Source organism: Paenibacillus sp. J14, from assembly GCF_000518465.1.
GTDB lineage: Bacteria > Bacillota > Bacilli > Paenibacillales > Paenibacillaceae > Fontibacillus > Fontibacillus barengoltzii.
Map to the genome: position 1 here is coordinate 117,210 of NZ_JADQ01000006.1, position 15,492 is coordinate 132,701.

18 protein-coding genes are annotated in these 15,492 nt (G+C 45.1%); 15 read left to right on the forward strand and 3 right to left on the reverse strand.

Features of this window, described 5'->3' with window-relative positions:
- The first annotated feature begins 141 nt into the window (after window positions 1-141).
- Window positions 142-1,707: a carbohydrate-binding protein gene (locus M891_RS0102785; protein ID WP_028537743.1), complete on the forward strand. Its 1,566-nt coding sequence runs from the start codon at window positions 142-144 to the stop codon at window positions 1,705-1,707.
- A 28-nt stretch (window positions 1,708-1,735) separates the two neighbouring features.
- Here the strand turns inward: M891_RS0102785 and M891_RS0102790 are convergent, their stop codons facing one another.
- Window positions 1,736-2,239, reverse strand: coding sequence for a GNAT family N-acetyltransferase (locus tag M891_RS0102790; protein WP_028537744.1), 504 nt, complete (start codon window positions 2,237-2,239; stop codon window positions 1,736-1,738).
- A 91-nt stretch (window positions 2,240-2,330) separates the two neighbouring features.
- A complete protein-coding gene (locus M891_RS24800; RefSeq protein ID WP_084628800.1) occupies window positions 2,331-2,549 on the reverse strand; it encodes a helix-turn-helix domain-containing protein in 219 nt (72 codons plus the stop codon).
- A gap of 142 nt (window positions 2,550-2,691) precedes the next feature.
- Between M891_RS24800 and M891_RS0102795 the strand changes: the two genes are divergently transcribed.
- The 12 genes from M891_RS0102795 (at window position 2,692) to M891_RS0102850 (ending at window position 12,861) form a co-directional block, all read left to right on the forward strand.
- Window positions 2,692-2,967: a DUF6809 family protein gene (locus tag M891_RS0102795; protein ID WP_016311980.1), complete on the forward strand. Its 276-nt coding sequence runs from the start codon at window positions 2,692-2,694 to the stop codon at window positions 2,965-2,967.
- A gap of 236 nt (window positions 2,968-3,203) precedes the next feature.
- Window positions 3,204-4,001 carry a DUF6414 family protein gene (locus M891_RS0102800; RefSeq protein ID WP_016311981.1) on the forward strand — a complete coding sequence of 266 codons (798 nt, stop codon included), beginning with the start codon at window positions 3,204-3,206 and terminating at the stop codon, window positions 3,999-4,001.
- Window positions 3,994-5,142 carry an AAA family ATPase gene (locus M891_RS23200; RefSeq protein ID WP_016311982.1) on the forward strand — a complete coding sequence of 383 codons (1,149 nt, stop codon included), beginning with the start codon at window positions 3,994-3,996 and terminating at the stop codon, window positions 5,140-5,142. Before M891_RS0102800 ends, M891_RS23200 begins: the two co-directional genes overlap by 8 nt.
- A 289-nt stretch (window positions 5,143-5,431) precedes the next feature.
- Window positions 5,432-5,617 (forward strand): TetR/AcrR family transcriptional regulator, encoded by a 186-nt coding sequence (locus M891_RS26110; RefSeq protein ID WP_425270075.1) that lies wholly within the window; start codon window positions 5,432-5,434, stop codon window positions 5,615-5,617.
- Window positions 5,590-5,931, forward strand: a complete 342-nt coding sequence (locus tag M891_RS25215) for a TetR family transcriptional regulator C-terminal domain-containing protein (RefSeq protein WP_028537745.1) — start codon at window positions 5,590-5,592, stop codon at window positions 5,929-5,931. The genes M891_RS26110 and M891_RS25215 overlap by 28 nt, the downstream gene beginning before the upstream one ends.
- A gap of 256 nt (window positions 5,932-6,187) precedes the next feature.
- Window positions 6,188-6,892 carry an SDR family oxidoreductase gene (locus M891_RS0102815; RefSeq protein WP_028537746.1) on the forward strand — a complete coding sequence of 235 codons (705 nt, stop codon included), beginning with the start codon at window positions 6,188-6,190 and terminating at the stop codon, window positions 6,890-6,892.
- A gap of 162 nt (window positions 6,893-7,054) precedes the next feature.
- On the forward strand, window positions 7,055-7,807 hold the full coding sequence (locus tag M891_RS0102825; protein ID WP_028537747.1) for a sugar phosphate isomerase/epimerase family protein: 753 nt from the start codon (window positions 7,055-7,057) through the stop codon (window positions 7,805-7,807).
- A gap of 178 nt (window positions 7,808-7,985) precedes the next feature.
- Complete coding sequence (locus M891_RS0102830; protein WP_009226548.1) at window positions 7,986-8,852, forward strand: AraC family transcriptional regulator; 867 nt, start codon at window positions 7,986-7,988, stop codon at window positions 8,850-8,852.
- 162 nt (window positions 8,853-9,014) lie between these two features.
- A complete protein-coding gene (locus tag M891_RS0102835; RefSeq protein ID WP_009226549.1) occupies window positions 9,015-10,088 on the forward strand; it encodes a Gfo/Idh/MocA family protein in 1,074 nt (357 codons plus the stop codon).
- An 18-nt stretch (window positions 10,089-10,106) separates the two neighbouring features.
- On the forward strand, window positions 10,107-10,817 hold the full coding sequence (locus tag M891_RS0102840) for a ThuA domain-containing protein (RefSeq protein WP_009226550.1): 711 nt from the start codon (window positions 10,107-10,109) through the stop codon (window positions 10,815-10,817).
- 24 nt (window positions 10,818-10,841) lie between these two features.
- Complete coding sequence (locus tag M891_RS0102845) at window positions 10,842-11,810, forward strand: sugar phosphate isomerase/epimerase family protein (protein WP_028537748.1); 969 nt, start codon at window positions 10,842-10,844, stop codon at window positions 11,808-11,810.
- Between the two features lie 13 nt (window positions 11,811-11,823).
- Window positions 11,824-12,861: a Gfo/Idh/MocA family protein gene (locus M891_RS0102850; protein ID WP_028537749.1), complete on the forward strand. Its 1,038-nt coding sequence runs from the start codon at window positions 11,824-11,826 to the stop codon at window positions 12,859-12,861.
- Between the two features lie 36 nt (window positions 12,862-12,897).
- Here the strand turns inward: M891_RS0102850 and M891_RS0102855 are convergent, their stop codons facing one another.
- The gene (locus M891_RS0102855) at window positions 12,898-14,064 is read right to left on the reverse strand and encodes an epoxide hydrolase family protein (RefSeq protein ID WP_028537750.1); all 1,167 of its coding nucleotides are present in this window, start codon (window positions 14,062-14,064) and stop codon (window positions 12,898-12,900) included.
- Window positions 14,065-14,171: 107 nt separating this feature from the next.
- On the opposite strand from M891_RS0102855, the gene M891_RS0102860 reads away from it, so the two are divergent.
- Window positions 14,172-15,026, forward strand: coding sequence for a helix-turn-helix domain-containing protein (locus M891_RS0102860; RefSeq protein WP_028537751.1), 855 nt, complete (start codon window positions 14,172-14,174; stop codon window positions 15,024-15,026).
- A 32-nt stretch (window positions 15,027-15,058) separates the two neighbouring features.
- Window positions 15,059-15,475 carry a hypothetical protein gene (locus M891_RS0102865; RefSeq protein WP_028537752.1) on the forward strand — a complete coding sequence of 139 codons (417 nt, stop codon included), beginning with the start codon at window positions 15,059-15,061 and terminating at the stop codon, window positions 15,473-15,475.
- Window positions 15,476-15,492 lie beyond the last annotated feature (17 nt).

Below are 15,492 nucleotides of genomic sequence, written 5' to 3' on the forward strand. Positions count from 1 at the left end.
AGTCTCTATTTTCTCATAATCTATAAAAATTATCTAAAATCTAGCAGGTAAAATGGATGATTATGTAAAATAAGATATCTATTGCAATCTCACACTTCATGGGACTTGAGAGATTGACGATTCAAGTGAAGGAGGAAAATTATGGTTCAGGTCAGTTTATTAAGGAGGACAAAGATTTGGTTGCTCGCCTTGATACTTGTGGTGCCGCTGTTTTCAACCTTAGCGTATGCTGCAGCCAAGCCAGTTGGAGCAACAGGAGAACGAATACTTGTTGGATATTGGCATAACTTCGATAACGGATCTGCGAATATCCGGCTGCGGGATGTTTCACCGGATTTTGATGTCATTCAGGTTGCGTTCGCAGAGCCCGTCGGGGGACCTGCTAGCGGGAATATGGCATTTACGCCGTATAACGCTTCCATCAACGACTTCAAGGCGGATATCCGTGAGTTGCAAGGCAAAGGCAAGAAGGTTCTCATTTCCGTGGGCGGCGCTAATGGGACCGTGGATCTGTCCAGTGAGCAAGCCCGGCAGACTTTTGTTCAGACGATGAAGAGCATTATCGATACTTACGGTTTTGACGGGTTGGACATTGATCTCGAAGGCAGCTCTTTGTCCTTAAACGGGGGAGATACGGATTTTCGAAATCCGACGACTCCGAGAATCGTAAATTTGATTTCCGGAGTACGTGAAATTTTGAACAGCTACGGTTCGGACTTCATGTTGACGATGGCGCCGGAAACGGCTTACGTTCAAGGCGGTTATGTAGCCTACGGCGGGCCATGGGGTGCATATCTGCCGGTGATTTACGCTTTTCGGGATCAACTGGATTATCTCCACGTGCAGCATTATAACTCCGGTCCGATGACCGCGTTAGACGGCCGATCCTACGTTCAAGGTACCGCTGACTTCCAAGTGGCGATGGCTGAAATGCTATTGCAAGGGTTTAATGTCGGCGGTAATGCGAACTACAAGTTCCCAGCCCTACGTCCGGAGCAACTGCTCATCGGCCTTCCGGCGACGCAAGCGGCAGCGGGAGGAGGATACACGACACCAGCCAACGTACACAAAGCATTGGATTATCTGATTAAAGGTCAATCGTTTGGCGGAAGCTATACATTACGTCAACCGCAAGGTTATCCCAGCTTCAAAGGCCTGATGACCTGGTCCATCAACTGGGACAAGGCGGCGAATTTTGAATTTTCTCGGTCTCATCGTGCATATTTAGACAATTTAGGGACGAACCCAGGTCCTGGCCCAGATCCGAATCCAACTCCTGACACAACGCCGCCAACTGCCCCGAGTCAGCTTCGGGTAACTGCAGTTACGTCAAACAGTATCACGCTGGAATGGTCCGCTTCCACTGATAATGTGGGGGTTGTTGGTTATACCATCTCCTACGGCTCTGGAAGTGTAAATGCGACGAATACCACGGCAACCATTAGCGGTTTGTCACCGAACACGACGTATACATTTACCGTCACAGCCAAAGATGCTGCCGGCAATGTCTCCTCAGGAGCTACAGTTCAAGGGACAACGGCGTCGTCAGGTTCTCCAGGTGATGCCCAACCTTGGCAACCTTATGTATCCTTCAATATTAACGACGAGGTATCTTACAACGGAAACATCTATATTTGCCTACAAGCCCATACCTCTCTTCCGGGCTGGGAGCCTGAGAATGTACCTGCCTTGTGGAAGTTGAAATAAGGGAGCAAACGAAAACCCACGTCTTGGATTAAGGCGTGGGTTTCGTTTTTGGAGCAATATCCAGTTTCATTGTCCAGGAGGTTCCGGAGATCCCGAAGTAGGTAAAAACTAATTTCTGATAGAGTTCCACGGCTGGAGTATTGGTGGGATCTACACTTAGGGACAGTGAATGGTATCCATCAAGCGCTGCTTGCTTGATGATTTCATTCATTAAAAGCCGCCCGATTCCCATTCCTCGAAAATCCGGATGTATGGCAATTCCCAGCTCCGGCGTTTCGTTATCGACGTAACCAAACCCTGGATTCGTTTCATTGAACAGTCTATACCATACCGCCCCGGCATGTTGATCGTCCTTCACGGCGACAAAAGCCCGGTCTCCTGATCGTCCCCAACCTTCGTGATATTTCTTCAGATGCGGCGCATTCAACAACTCATCCTTGGGCGGCTTCCCCTCCGGGATATGAATCGACTCGTAGTGCATATCCGTGAAAAACTCGAAGTCATTGGGTTGCAGTGCTCTGATTGTGATCATGGGCTCACCTCGGGGACATTTGTTAATAACCTATAAATTTACTATGCCAGTAAAGTAAGTGAACTTTGTTTTAGTGCTAATTAGTACTAAGTTACTTGTCATAAGAACGCTTAGCAATGTTGGTTTGACCCAAAATGTAATCGATACTAACGTTGTAGAAGTTGGCTAATTTAATTAAAACGGAGCTTGGAACATCCAAGTTTCCGTTTTCGTAACGAGAATAGGTTGCCTGTGAAATATTTAAAAGTTGAGCTATTTGATGTTGTGTTAAATCTCTATCTATTCTTAAATCCCTGATTCGCTTATACATTCATATATCACCCATGCTAAGTTTACTCTATGCGAAAAATGCATATTGAGATTTATGCATTTTTCGCATAAAATCAATTCATATCCCAAATATTTCAAGGGATTTTGAATATAGTAACGTAGCACTTGAAAGGGAGAGAGGTATGAAGAGTATTGTAGAAGATATATTCTACGGCAACCTGAGACCTGAAGAACGATTGGTTCCTACAGATCCCGACTATCGTCCACTTAATAAAAAGATTTCAAATTTAATGCAGGAAGCTAAAGAAAGTTTTTCGGATAGAGACTTTGCCAAATTAGAGCAAATCTTAGATTTAAGTGGTGAATCTAATTCAATGGTAATAAGGGAGGCTTTTGTCCAGGGCTTTAGGATGGGGGCGTTGGTTATGGTAGAGGTGTTTTGTGGGGGGAAGGAGTAAATAAGTGAAAATTTAGAGAGAAGGTTAGGTTAGAATTAGTACAGAGCATGTTGTATGCATGTTTATTCAGTTAGGTCACTTGACTTCCACAGTATTGTCAACAGAGAGATTTACTTTATTTTCGAGCAATATATATTTTATTCTACATAATATTCCATTTTATAGTAGTATATGAATATAGGTAAATTATACTATTTAATTTGTAAGAGGACTCATGGGTATGGAGGTTAGAGTTAATGATAAAAAATAAAGGTATTAACAAGATAATATATTTTGACAAAGAAACGATAAGAAATATTCTTCAAGAGCAATATAAAGGTTCAAAAACAACTAAGCTAGATTCTGTATCCTCAACGGGAATCGAAACTAGTGCTGAGGTAGAGGCGAAAGTTAAATTGAGTGTACCTTTTTGGGATAGATTATCTTTTTTATTTTCAGGAAGAATTAACGCATCATTTATGTTTAAAAGAGATTCTTCTACAACAATTACATCGACTGAGATTTCTGAATTTGAACAACTAAAATTGCACTTTACAGAAATTAAGGACACGCTAATTTTCGACATTGAAAACTCATCAACTTTTTTTAGGGTTGCTGGAGGATATTTACGAATTATTAAAGGAGGTGTGGAAGGTGTAGATATAAATGAGTTTAAGTCTGTAATGGACGATTATGATGGGTATGATACATATAAAGTTGATGATCAGCGGTATGTTCGATTTAATAATTCTGCCTTCGTTAGTAACTATAAACGGAATGATTTGTTGGCCACAAGAATGACATTATATTGTATTGATGTTGGAAAATTTGATAAAGAGAAATTTGACTTCTTAAAACAAATAAGTAAAATGGAAAATTTTATTACTGGGGTCAGTCATCATAAATCTCTTGCTGATGCATACCCACCAACTATATCAACCGACGATGATATTAAAAATGGTGATTCTATAAGTAAAGGGAACAGTGCCAATAAAGTTCAATTATTCGATGTAGTATATGCATGTATTACAACAGGAGGTATCCAAGGTGGATAAAAGAACATACAAAATAATAATCGGTTCACAGTCTTTTTTCGATGATCAAATTAAAGAGTTCAAAGAAGGGGCGGAATACTTTCTGGAATTAGTTAGGATTTTTGATGAAATAAAGAAAAGAGATTATCAACTAGACCAATTTAAAGCTTCATCCATGATATTAAAAAATAATAATTATCATGGAATTGTGGAATCTGCCCACGATAGATTAGGCTCATTAATTGAAGAACTGACAACAGATGATGCAACTATATATATTCATAATCCTCCAAGAGTGTTAGAAACATATCTTGAAGATTTATGCAACCGTGAAATAGTTGATTTGACCCGGATTAGTGAGAAATATGCTATAACCAGACAACCAGAGCATTTTTCAGAAAATATGGGTTCTATCGCGCAGAGCATTATTGGACAGAATAATGCAATTTACGAAATAAGTAAAAGTATGTGGTATTTAACAACTGTAAATAGAAAAAAGCCTTATGTAATCATGTTATATGGTAAAAGTAGTTTAGGGAAGACGGAACTAGTTAGGGAAATATCAAAAAAATTCTTTGATGGAAAATATATGGAAAAGCACTTGTCGATGTTTAAAAATGAGGCTTATTCTTATTATTTTTTTGGTGACCGACCGAATCGAAGAAGTTTAGGATTCGACCTTATGGAAAGAGAATCAAATCTTATATTTCTTGACGAACTTGATAAATGCCCAGAGTACTTCTATTCAGCCTTTTACACTTTGTTTGATAATACTGTTTTTAGTGACGCGACGTATGATGTTGATATTTCAGGCTTATTGATAATACTGACATCTAATTTTTCTAGTATAAATGAGATCAAAGAGAGTTTAGGTCTACCGATTTTTTATAGAATTGATAAATTTATCGAATTTAGTGACTTTTCTGAAGAAACAATATACGAGTTAACGATGAAGGAGATAGATTCAATTGCTAACGAGTGTGAAGGGCTTATCGATAAACTCGAAGTATATAGTAGGGTTAGTAAAATCATCCAAACAACTGGTGAAAATGCTCGAACTATCAAGAGTAAAGTATTAAGCGTTATCGAGGAACTACTTTTTCAGGAAATTACAGATATAAGATTACCGGTACAAGAAAATACAAAGACGCTAGTTAAGTAAAACAAATATTGAAATACAATTAATATCCAGGGACAAGTCTCTTAGATGCAGAGCTGGATTGTATGGATGTGGTGTTGCAATAACTTCCTCAGGAGGTATGTGAACACGAAAGTGATGCTGAATTACTGTGTATCTAAAAAAATGTTTTTTAGGTCAGTGTTTTATACCTTCGCCACAAAAGAAGTGAATATTGAAACAGTTCTATCATCATTGCTATGGGTTATGAATACTAGGTATAGAAAGATTTGGTTTTAGGCAATGCCATAAGCATAATTCTTTACTAACCTCCATTCAGGATTTGGTCGATCGGACAGGGGTCCACAGAGGAAGCTTGTACGATACATTTGGCGATAAAAATCAATTGTTCCTCAACTGTTTGGATCGATTCCAGGCAGTGACCAAAAATCGAGCCTTTGGATCCTTGAAGAGGATGGAAAAGCTAAGGAATTGTTACAACGTTATCTCGATAGTTTGATAGATACGGCTTTAAACAATGAAACAGGACGTCGTGGATGTTTTATTGCTAACACCGCCATGGAACTAGGGGCTGTGGATTTGGAGATTTCCCGACGGTTCGAAGTTTTTACGTCAGACATGGAAATAGCTTTTTATAGATTTTTGATGCGAGCTCAAGAGTTAGGCAAATTAAAGGCTGGACGGGATATCCGTGAGACCGCAAGGTTCCTGGTGGCTACGCGGCACGGATTTTATGTACTCGCAAAAACAGCTACGGATCGTAAAGTTATGGAGGACACTGCTAAAGTTGTAATTTCCGCTGTTTTTGGTTGATTCAATTAGGGAGATTGGCTGCCATAGAGGAGGAGCAAAAAAATTCTTGACTGATCGTTCTCAAATCATGTATGATGACTTTGGAGGCGGAACTCCCTGAACATTAACAGGAACGATCATTCTAGAAATAGGAGTTGACTTTGCAGGGGGGAGGGCAACTTTGAAATAAGTTATTTTTTTGATAATAAAAGAACGATTGTTCTAAATAAGATTCCAGACAAAAACACATTCAAAACTATAAAAGGAGCTGCTAACAATGGAAATTTCAAAACAAGTTGCATTGGTTACGGGTGCGAATCGCGGGCTGGGTTACCACCTTGCAAGCGCACTTCTAACAAGAGGGGCTAAGGTTTATGCCGGAGCGAGAGATCCCAAAGCGATTCAATTGCCGGGGGCCATTCCCGTACAAGTGGATATTACAGATCCTCAATCGGTTGCGAAGGCGGCAGAATCCATTCCCGATCTGACTTTGTTGGTAAACAATGCGGGATCGCATACAGGAGCTTCTTTGCTGGACGGCGATATGGAACAGATTCGCTTGGATATGGAAACTCATTACTTCGGGACTCTGTCGATGATCCGTGCGTTTGCCCCGATTCTTGAGAAAAATGGCGGCGGGACGATTCTGAATATCCTCTCTGTCCTATCCTGGGTAACTGTAGGCAACACGGGATATCCTGCAGCGAAATCGGCGGAATGGAATATGACCAATACGCTTCGCACGGTTTTGGCACCTAAGAATATTCGGCTTTCCGGACTTCATGTGGCGTTTATGGACACAGATATGACCGCCAATGTAAAAGCTCCTAAAGCAAGTCCAGCGGATATTGCGAAGATTGCCATTGATGGGATTGAGGCAGACAAATACGAAATTGTCGCCGATGATTTTAGCCGTAAGGTGCAACATGACTTTGCTGGCGGCATTCAAGCATTGTATCCTCAGTTGTTCCAAACAAATTAATAGAAAGAAGTTCATGATCTACCGGCTGCAACAAGATATTCTTGTTGTGGCTTTTTATTATATCGCTAATGAAAGCGCATTATTCAGGAGCTTTTCGGAAGAAAGCGGGAAGAATGTGGGAGGTGATTTCGCTATAATGGACTCGTGAAAGGAGGAGGTTCGATGAAACCCCAAATTGCCTTGCAATTATGGAGTATTCAGGATGCATGCAAAGACGACTTTTATGAGGCGCTCAAAAAAGTAAAACAAAGCGGTTATGACGGCGTTGAATTTGCCGGTTATCATGGGAAAAGTGCTGCTGAAGTCAAAGGTTACTTAGAGGAACTGGGATTAAAGGTCGCGGCTTCGCATCTTTCTTTTGAGGCTTTGGAACGGGATTTCGAGGGGACGTTGGCCTTCGAGAAGGAGATTGGCAATTCTCGGCTTGTGATTCCTTATGCCAGCTTCCAGACCTTGGAAGATTGGCACACCTTCATTGGCAAGATGGAGGAGGTTGCAACAAAGGCTGCGGCTGAAGGCTTCGAGTTCTATTACCATAATCATGCCAATGAACTCTCGGAGATCCCCGGCGTAGACATTCTGGCTGAAATGGTGCAACGTACGAAGCACATTGATCTGGAAGTGGATCTATACTGGCTGGCAGATGCCGGCGTGGACGCATTTTCTTGGCTAGAGACGCTTAAGGATCGGATTGGTCTTTTTCATATGAAAGATATGCAGGATTCTCCTCGGGAAAGCACGGAAATTGGCTCCGGCGTCCTGCCGATGAAGGAATACGTCCAGATCGCCAAGCAGATCGATATTCCATGGTTAATTGTGGAGCAAGAGGAGTTTCAGAACTATCCGCCGTTAGAGGCTACAGCGATTGATTGCCAGCGTCTTCGGGCGATGGTGGATGAGGTTCATTCAGCATAGAAGGAATTATATTAACCCACCCAAAGCTAAGATGCAGAGGGTGGTTTTTTCATGTACATTTCTAATCATAAGTGTAAAAACTAAAGGTAAATCCCCTCTCGGGTTGTCCGGACAAGTGATGCCCCTTATAATCAAACTGAACACGACAAAATCCAACGTACAGGGAGTCATCAGGTTTATGAGCGAGTACTTGGAAATCCCGGAGTTTCAGGATTCCATTTTGTTTCGAACGTTCCTAAATGACGGAATGACGATTGTCTATCCGCATTGGCATAAAGAAATTGAAATCATCTATTCCCGCAAAGGCAAGGTGAACATCGGCGTTCGGGAAGAGATCGTCCAGTTGGAGGAAGGGGAGATCTTCTTTTTCCCTAGCGGGGAGGCTCATTATTTCTTGGCTTCGCCAGAGAGTGAACGGTATGTCTATCAGTTTAATCTGAAACTGTTTGATGAGAGAACCCTGCGCATTTCAGAGGACTCCTTATTAAATCTCTTTGAAACCGGCGAGCCGCTTAGCCGCAACTGGCCGCAGGGGTTAGCCCAGAAGGCGACGGAGCTGTTAATTCATTTATATGAAGTCGAACAGACGAAACCGATGGGCATGAATTATTTGACCCTCGGATATCTGTACCAATTAATCGGCGAGTTTTATTTGCATTTGCCAAGACGCCAAACTTCGAACTTGCCCAGCAAGCGATCCACGATTCAGCACAAAGAAACCTTGGATTTGCTGAATCAAGTCTTTGAATATGTGGAAAATCGTTATCGGGAAGTGATTACCCTAGAAGACGTGGCGAAATTCGTGGGCTTTAGTCCGTACTATTTCACTCGATTCTTTAAGGCGAATACGGGGCAGACGTTCATGCAGTTCCTGACGGAGTATCGGATCAATCAAGCAAAGTTTATTTTGGCCAACGAAAATATCCCTATGGCGGAAGTCGCCGATAAAGCCGGCTTCGCCAGCGTCAAAACGTTCCATCATGTGTTTAAAGATGAGGTTGGACAATCGCCGCTGCAGTATCGCAAAAATCTAATAGAGTCTTAAAGATCAAGGGCTTTTACGAGTTTATTCTCGGTAGAAGCCCTTGTTTGTTTTTTGAACCGGAGGGCAATATTCGGGAGTATCATGCGAGGAAATTGGGAAGAAAGCAGTTATAAATTTGGCTATAATGAATTCGACAATAGAAACGCTTTCAGGAGGGATAAGATGAAACTAAAAGTTGGTATTATCGGATGCGGCGGGATTGCAAACGGCAAGCATATGCCGGCTCTTTCCGAGGTGAAAGAAGTAGAAATGGTAGCCTTCTGCGATATTGTCGTGGAACGTGCGGAGGAAGCGAAGAAGAAATTTGGTACTGCGGATGCGCAGGTTTTTGATAACTATGAAACGATGTTAGCGAATACCGATTTGGATGTTGTTCATGTATGTACGCCAAACTCCTCGCATGCGGTCATTTCGATTGCAGCGATGGAAGCGGGCTGTCATGTGATGTGCGAGAAACCGATGGCGAAGACGGCTGAAGAAGCTAGAAGCATGGTCGAAGCGTCCAAGCGGACCGGCAAGAAATTAACGATCGGTTATCAGAACCGGTTCCGGACGGATTCGAGATATTTGCACCAAGTTTGTGAAGAGGGCGGTTTGGGTGAAATTTATTTTGCTAAAGCTCATGCGATTCGTCGCCGCGCGGTACCAACTTGGGGCGTATTCCTGGATGAGGAAGCGCAAGGCGGAGGTCCATTGATCGACATCGGTACCCACGCGCTTGACCTGACGCTCTGGATGATGAACAACTACAAGCCGAAGTACGTGGTGGGGAAAACGTATCATAAATTGTCCCAAACGAAAAATGCAGCGAATGCATGGGGACCTTGGGATCCGGAAAAATTCACTGTAGAAGACTCCGCATTTGGTTTTGTCGTGATGGAAAACGGGGCCACCATCTTCCTGGAATCCAGCTGGGCGTTAAACAGCCTGGACGTAAAGGAAGCAAAAACGACGCTGTGCGGAACCAAAGCAGGCGCCGATATGAACAATGGCCTGACCATCAACGGGGAAGACCACAGCCTGCTGTATGAGAAGAAGATCGAGTTGCAAACCGGCGGCGTTGCTTTCTACGATGGTGCAGGCGAAAGACCGGAGGTGCTTGAAGCCCAATCCTGGATTCAGGCGATCCTAAATGATACCGAGCCTGTCGTGAAACCGGAAGAAGCCTTGGTGGTTACGGAAATTCTAGAGGCGATTTACAAATCCTCGAAGACCGGCGAGCCGGTATACCTATAAGATCAAGGAGCGATATCCATGATTCAAGTCACCGTATGGAACGAATATCGGCATGAGAAGACCAATAAAGTCGTTCAAGAAGTATATCCGGAAGGGATTCACGGGCAAATTGCAAAGTTTCTCCGTGAGGACCAATTCAAAGTGAAGACGGCAACGTTGGACGAACCAGAGCATGGCTTGACGGAAGAAGTATTAGAGGATACGGATGTCCTGATCTGGTGGGGGCATATGGCCCATGATGAAGTTCAGGATGAAATCGTGGAACGCGTGCATAAGCGGGTGCTGGAAGGTATGGGGCTGGTTGTGCTGCATTCGGCACATTTCTCCAAAATTTTCAAGAGACTCATGGGAACCTCTTGCGACCTGAAATGGCGGGAAGACGGGAAGCATAGCCGCATTTGGAACGTGAACCCGAGCCACCCGATTGCCGAAGGTATCGGCGATTTTATCGAGTTGGAGAAGGAAGAGATGTACGGGGAACATTTTGATATTCCGGCACCGGACGAATTGATTTTTGTGAGCTGGTTCCCGGGAGGCGAAGTGTTCCGCAGCGGCTGTACGTTCCGGCGGGGGAACGGGAAGATCTTCTACTTCCAACCTGGCCATGAAACGTATCCAAGCTACTATAACGAAAAAGTGCAGAAGGTCATTAAGAACGGGATCCGCTGGTGCGCACCTACCCAGAACCTGTACCCTGTATACGGACACTATGAAGCACGCGAAAAATAAGGTAAACCAGTAGGAGTGAGAGCAATGAAACTCGGTGTATTTACACCTTTGTTTAATCATTTAAGCTTTGAAGAGATGATTGAAGAAGTAGCCAAAAAAGGATTGCAGACGGTTGAAATCGGAACCGGCGGTTATCCAGGCAACGCTCATTTAGATATCGACAAATTGCTGGCAAGCAGCGATGAGCGTAAAGAATATCTTGCCAAATTAGCGGACAAAGGCCTCGAAATCTCTGCGCTCAGCTGTCACAACAATCCGATCTCCCCGATCCCGGAAGTGGCTGCCGAAGCGGACACTTTGCTGCGCAAAACGATTAAGCTGGCCAGCTTGTTGAACGTTCCGGTCGTCAACGGATTCTCCGGCGTATCCGGCGGAAAACCCGGGGATACCCAAGTGAACTGGCCGGTCTTGCCTTGGCCAACCGAATACGACGATAACTACAATTATCAATGGGAACAGAAGCTGATTCCATATTGGAAGGAGATCAACACAGAAGCGGAAGCGGCTGGCGTGAAAATCGGGATCGAGCTCCATGGCGGCTTCCTGGCTCATACGCCGTACACCATGCTGAAATTGCGTGAAGCGACCGGCAAAGCGATCGGCTGTAATCTGGATCCAAGCCATTTGTGGTGGCAAGGGATTGATCCAGTTGCTGCGGTGAAGATCCTTGGCGAAGCTGGTGCAATTCATCACTTCCATGCGAAGGATACGTATCTGGATCAAGATAACATCAACATGTACGGGTTAACGGACATGCAGCCTTATGGCAATGTGAAGACACGGGCTTGGACGTTCCGTTCGGTGGGCTGCGGCCACGACTTGAAAGTATGGTCGGATATCATCTCCGCTTTGCGCGTATATGGTTACGATTATGTGCTTAGCATCGAACATGAAGATCCGATCATGTCGGTAGATGAAGGCCTCACTCGTGCAATTACGAACTTGAAATCCATCATGATCCATGAGCAGCCTTCTGCCATGTGGTGGGCGTAAAGGAGCAAGCAAGATGTCGAAGATCAATTTTGCCGTCATCGGCTATGGCGGGATGGGCTCTTATCATGCCCACAGCCTCATTCCGGCAGAAAGCTCTCGCTTTCATGTCGTGGGAACCTACGATATTTCCGGAGAAAGACAGCAAATCTCCAAGGGCAAAGGCCTGCATATTTATGGCAGCTTGGAGGAAGTATTAACTGATAACAACATCGAAGCCGTCTTAATCGCGACACCCAATGATTCGCACAAGGAAATCGCGATCCGCTCGATGCGAGCTGGTAAACATGTGGTTTGCGAAAAGCCGGTAGCAATGAATACCGAAGAGCTGGATGAGATTTTGGCGGTGGCTGAAGAGACGGGCAAGGTCTTTATGGTTCACCAAAATCGGCGGTGGGACCCGGATTTCCTTATCATTCGCCAGTTGTATCAGAACCGAACGATTGGGGAGATTTTTCAAATCGAATCCCGCGTTCAAGGGGCGAACGGCATTCCAGGCGACTGGCGTCATTTGAAGAAGCATGGCGGCGGGATGCTCCTGGACTGGGGCGTTCATCTGTTGGACCAACTGCTGTGGCTGGTCGACAGCCCGGTTCAAAGCGTATTTTCGGATTTAAGCTACATCTTAGGGGATGAAGTTGATGACGGATTCATCTGCTACATTACCTTTGAGAATGGTGTCAAGGCGTTGGTCGAAGTCGGCACCACCAACTATACCAAGCTTCCGCGTTGGTATGTGAAGGCCCTTGAAGGGACAGCGAAGATTAACGATTGGGATCTGTCCGGCGAGATCATCGCTGCTACCGGCCGTGAGGATGTGGCAGCTCCAACCCCAATCCAAGCGGGCGTAGGACTCACGAAGACGATGGCGCCTCCTTCGGAGGAAGCTACGGAGAAATTGGATTTCCCTGAGCCTAGAGCGGATTTCGTACCGTTCTATCAGAACTTCTATGAAGTTGTACGCGAAGGCGCTGAGCCCATCGTGAAGAATGCTGAAGTTCGCAGGGTTATGAAGCTGATGGATGATATTTTACAATCCAATCATAAAAAATAATGCTACAGCAAGTTGAAGGGCTAACCGCCTCTGCGGTTAGCCTTTTGCTGTTTGATGGGACGCTCGAAATGATCGGAAGAACGCCCAAAGGTCTTTGGCCATCAGCTCCGGCTCCTCCATGGCGGTAAAATGACCGCCGCGGGGGAGGGTTGTCCAACGCGTGATATTTAGGTTTTGTTTAGCCCATGCCTTAGGCGGAGGCAAAATGTCCTTTTTAAACAACGCGAGAGCAGTTGGAACCTCGATGTATCCGAGAGGCGGAAGGGTATGCGCATTTTCATAATACATATGGGCTGAGGAGCCGGCCGTGTTCGTTACCCAATAAATCATAATATGGGTGAGCAACTCGTCTTTGGTGTATTTTTGATCAAGATCCCCGTTGCAATCACTCCAGGCGCGCAGCTTCTCCAAAATCCAACTGGCCAATCCAACAGGTGAATCGGAAAGCCCATAAGCTAAGGTTTGGGGGCGAGTAGATTGAATGGACATATAGCCCCCTTCTTGAGCGACCCAAGCCAAAGCAGCTTGTTGATATTCCCGTTCTTCAGCTGAGAGCTCCTCTCCTGAGGCGTTCATGAGCGACCGGATGATCCCGATGTCCGTGAGATGGATACCGTATAACAGCTCTGGATGATTTGCGGCCAGATACCGCGTTACCCCAGAGCCGATGTCCCCACCAGCGGCAGCGAATTTCTTATAACCTAGCTCCTCCGTCATCAGCTTGGCCCAAAGCTCTGCAACCTGGGCGTTGTTCGTGCCCGGATGCGAAGGACGGCTAGAGAACCCAAACCCGGGAACGGATGGGACAATCACATCAAAAGCATCCTCCGCACGGCCCCCGTAACTTGCCGGATCGGTAAGGAGCGGGATGACTTTTTCATAACGAAGGAAGCTGTCAGGCCATCCATGAGTCAGGATCAAAGGCAGAGGATTAGGGCCTTTCCCGCGTTCATACACAAAGTGGATATCGATCCCGTCGATACGGCTACGGAAATGAGAGAAGCGGTTTAATCTAGCTTCTTGGGCTCGCCAATCAAATTGATCTCTCCAATAAGTAGCTAGCGATTGCAAATACTTTAGTTCGGTTCCTCGTTCCCAATCGGTATGTTCGGGCTGATCGGGCCAGCGGATATGCTGAAGTCTATGGTTCAGATCGTCCAAAACTTCTTCGGGAACATGAATGCGATACGGCATAGGTGCCATTGCGTTTCCCTCCTTCTCTTGCTATATCGCTCATTATATCCCTCGGGTAGATATGATACACTGACATAAATGAAGGATCTGACTATACGATTTGATAGGTGAAGCCCATGCCGCTGCTAGACCGCTATAAGAACCGCATTGTCAACATTGAGTTTGTTCCGATGGAGGAGGTCACTCGGCTGCCTTATCCTGAGCGCCGTTCCCTGGTCTTGATTACCTCCGGAAGCCTTCAAGGCACCCTGAACGATCACCCGATTGCCATCACGGCTCCAGCAATTCTCTGTTTGGTTGAAAGCGATGATTGGAAGATTACCGAGATGCAAGGTATAGCTGCCCAATCGTTTCATTTTCACCCTGAATTTTTGAGGAGCGTTAGGGTGGCTGAAACGGAGGACCTATTTCCGTCAGCACCAAGTATCCAAACCGGGCGATCGTTTTTTCAACGCGTGGAACCGTATCCGATCATTCCCCGAATGACGAGTCAAGCTTATCCGCATATCTTTGAATGGTTTTTTGTCCTGGGGATGGAAGTGATGGCACAGAGCGATGAACGCTGGGCCTGTCGGATTAAGAAGTATCTGATTCAAATTCTGGGCTTGTTAGAGGAGTTGAATCAAATTCGGGAGCCTTCCCCGGTGGATCAAGTGCTAGAGTTCATTCATGCCAACTATTCCCGCAAAATCACCTTAGGGGATCTCACTCAAGTTGCGCACTTGAACCGGGTCAGCTTAAACAAGTTGTTCCAAGCAAGATGTGGTTCAACCGCGATGGGTTACTTGCTCTCGTATCGTTTGAAAGTCGCCTGCGAACTTCTAACCCATACCGATATGAATCTGAACGACATTGCACGTGCGACGGGGTTTGAATACGATACCTATTTCATTAGACAGTTCACGTCCAAGAAGGGGATATCCCCGACAACGTACCGGAACACTTCTCGTCATTTTTCGAATGCGCAATAATAGTATAAGTCGTTTTAGTAGGGGAGGTTAGGATGAGGAAATTACATCTTGTTGGCTTCTTTTTATTCATGTCCTTGATATTATCGGCATGCAGCTATTCCGCTGAACCCCAAGAACCTCAAGCCCAGGATAAACGAGCTCAAATTGTTGAAGTTACCGTGGATTTGCCGCATAACGAAGGCTGGTGGGTTGTTCGCGACGGTATGAAGTCGATGACCCTTCAGGTGAAAGCCTTAAATACCGAAACCGTATTGTTTTGGGTTGTTCCTACAGGGACGGAAACGTGGGGAGAACGGCAACTCCTCGGTTATGACCTCGATGGAAGCGATGGATGGTCATTCACGTGGAACTTTGGCAGCCGTAGCATGCACGACCGTATCGTAGTTCAAGCCTTAGGCAGTGATCACACCTCCCAAGCTCAAGAGATGGTTCTGGTTACCGCAGAGTGATTACTGCGCGATTGAAG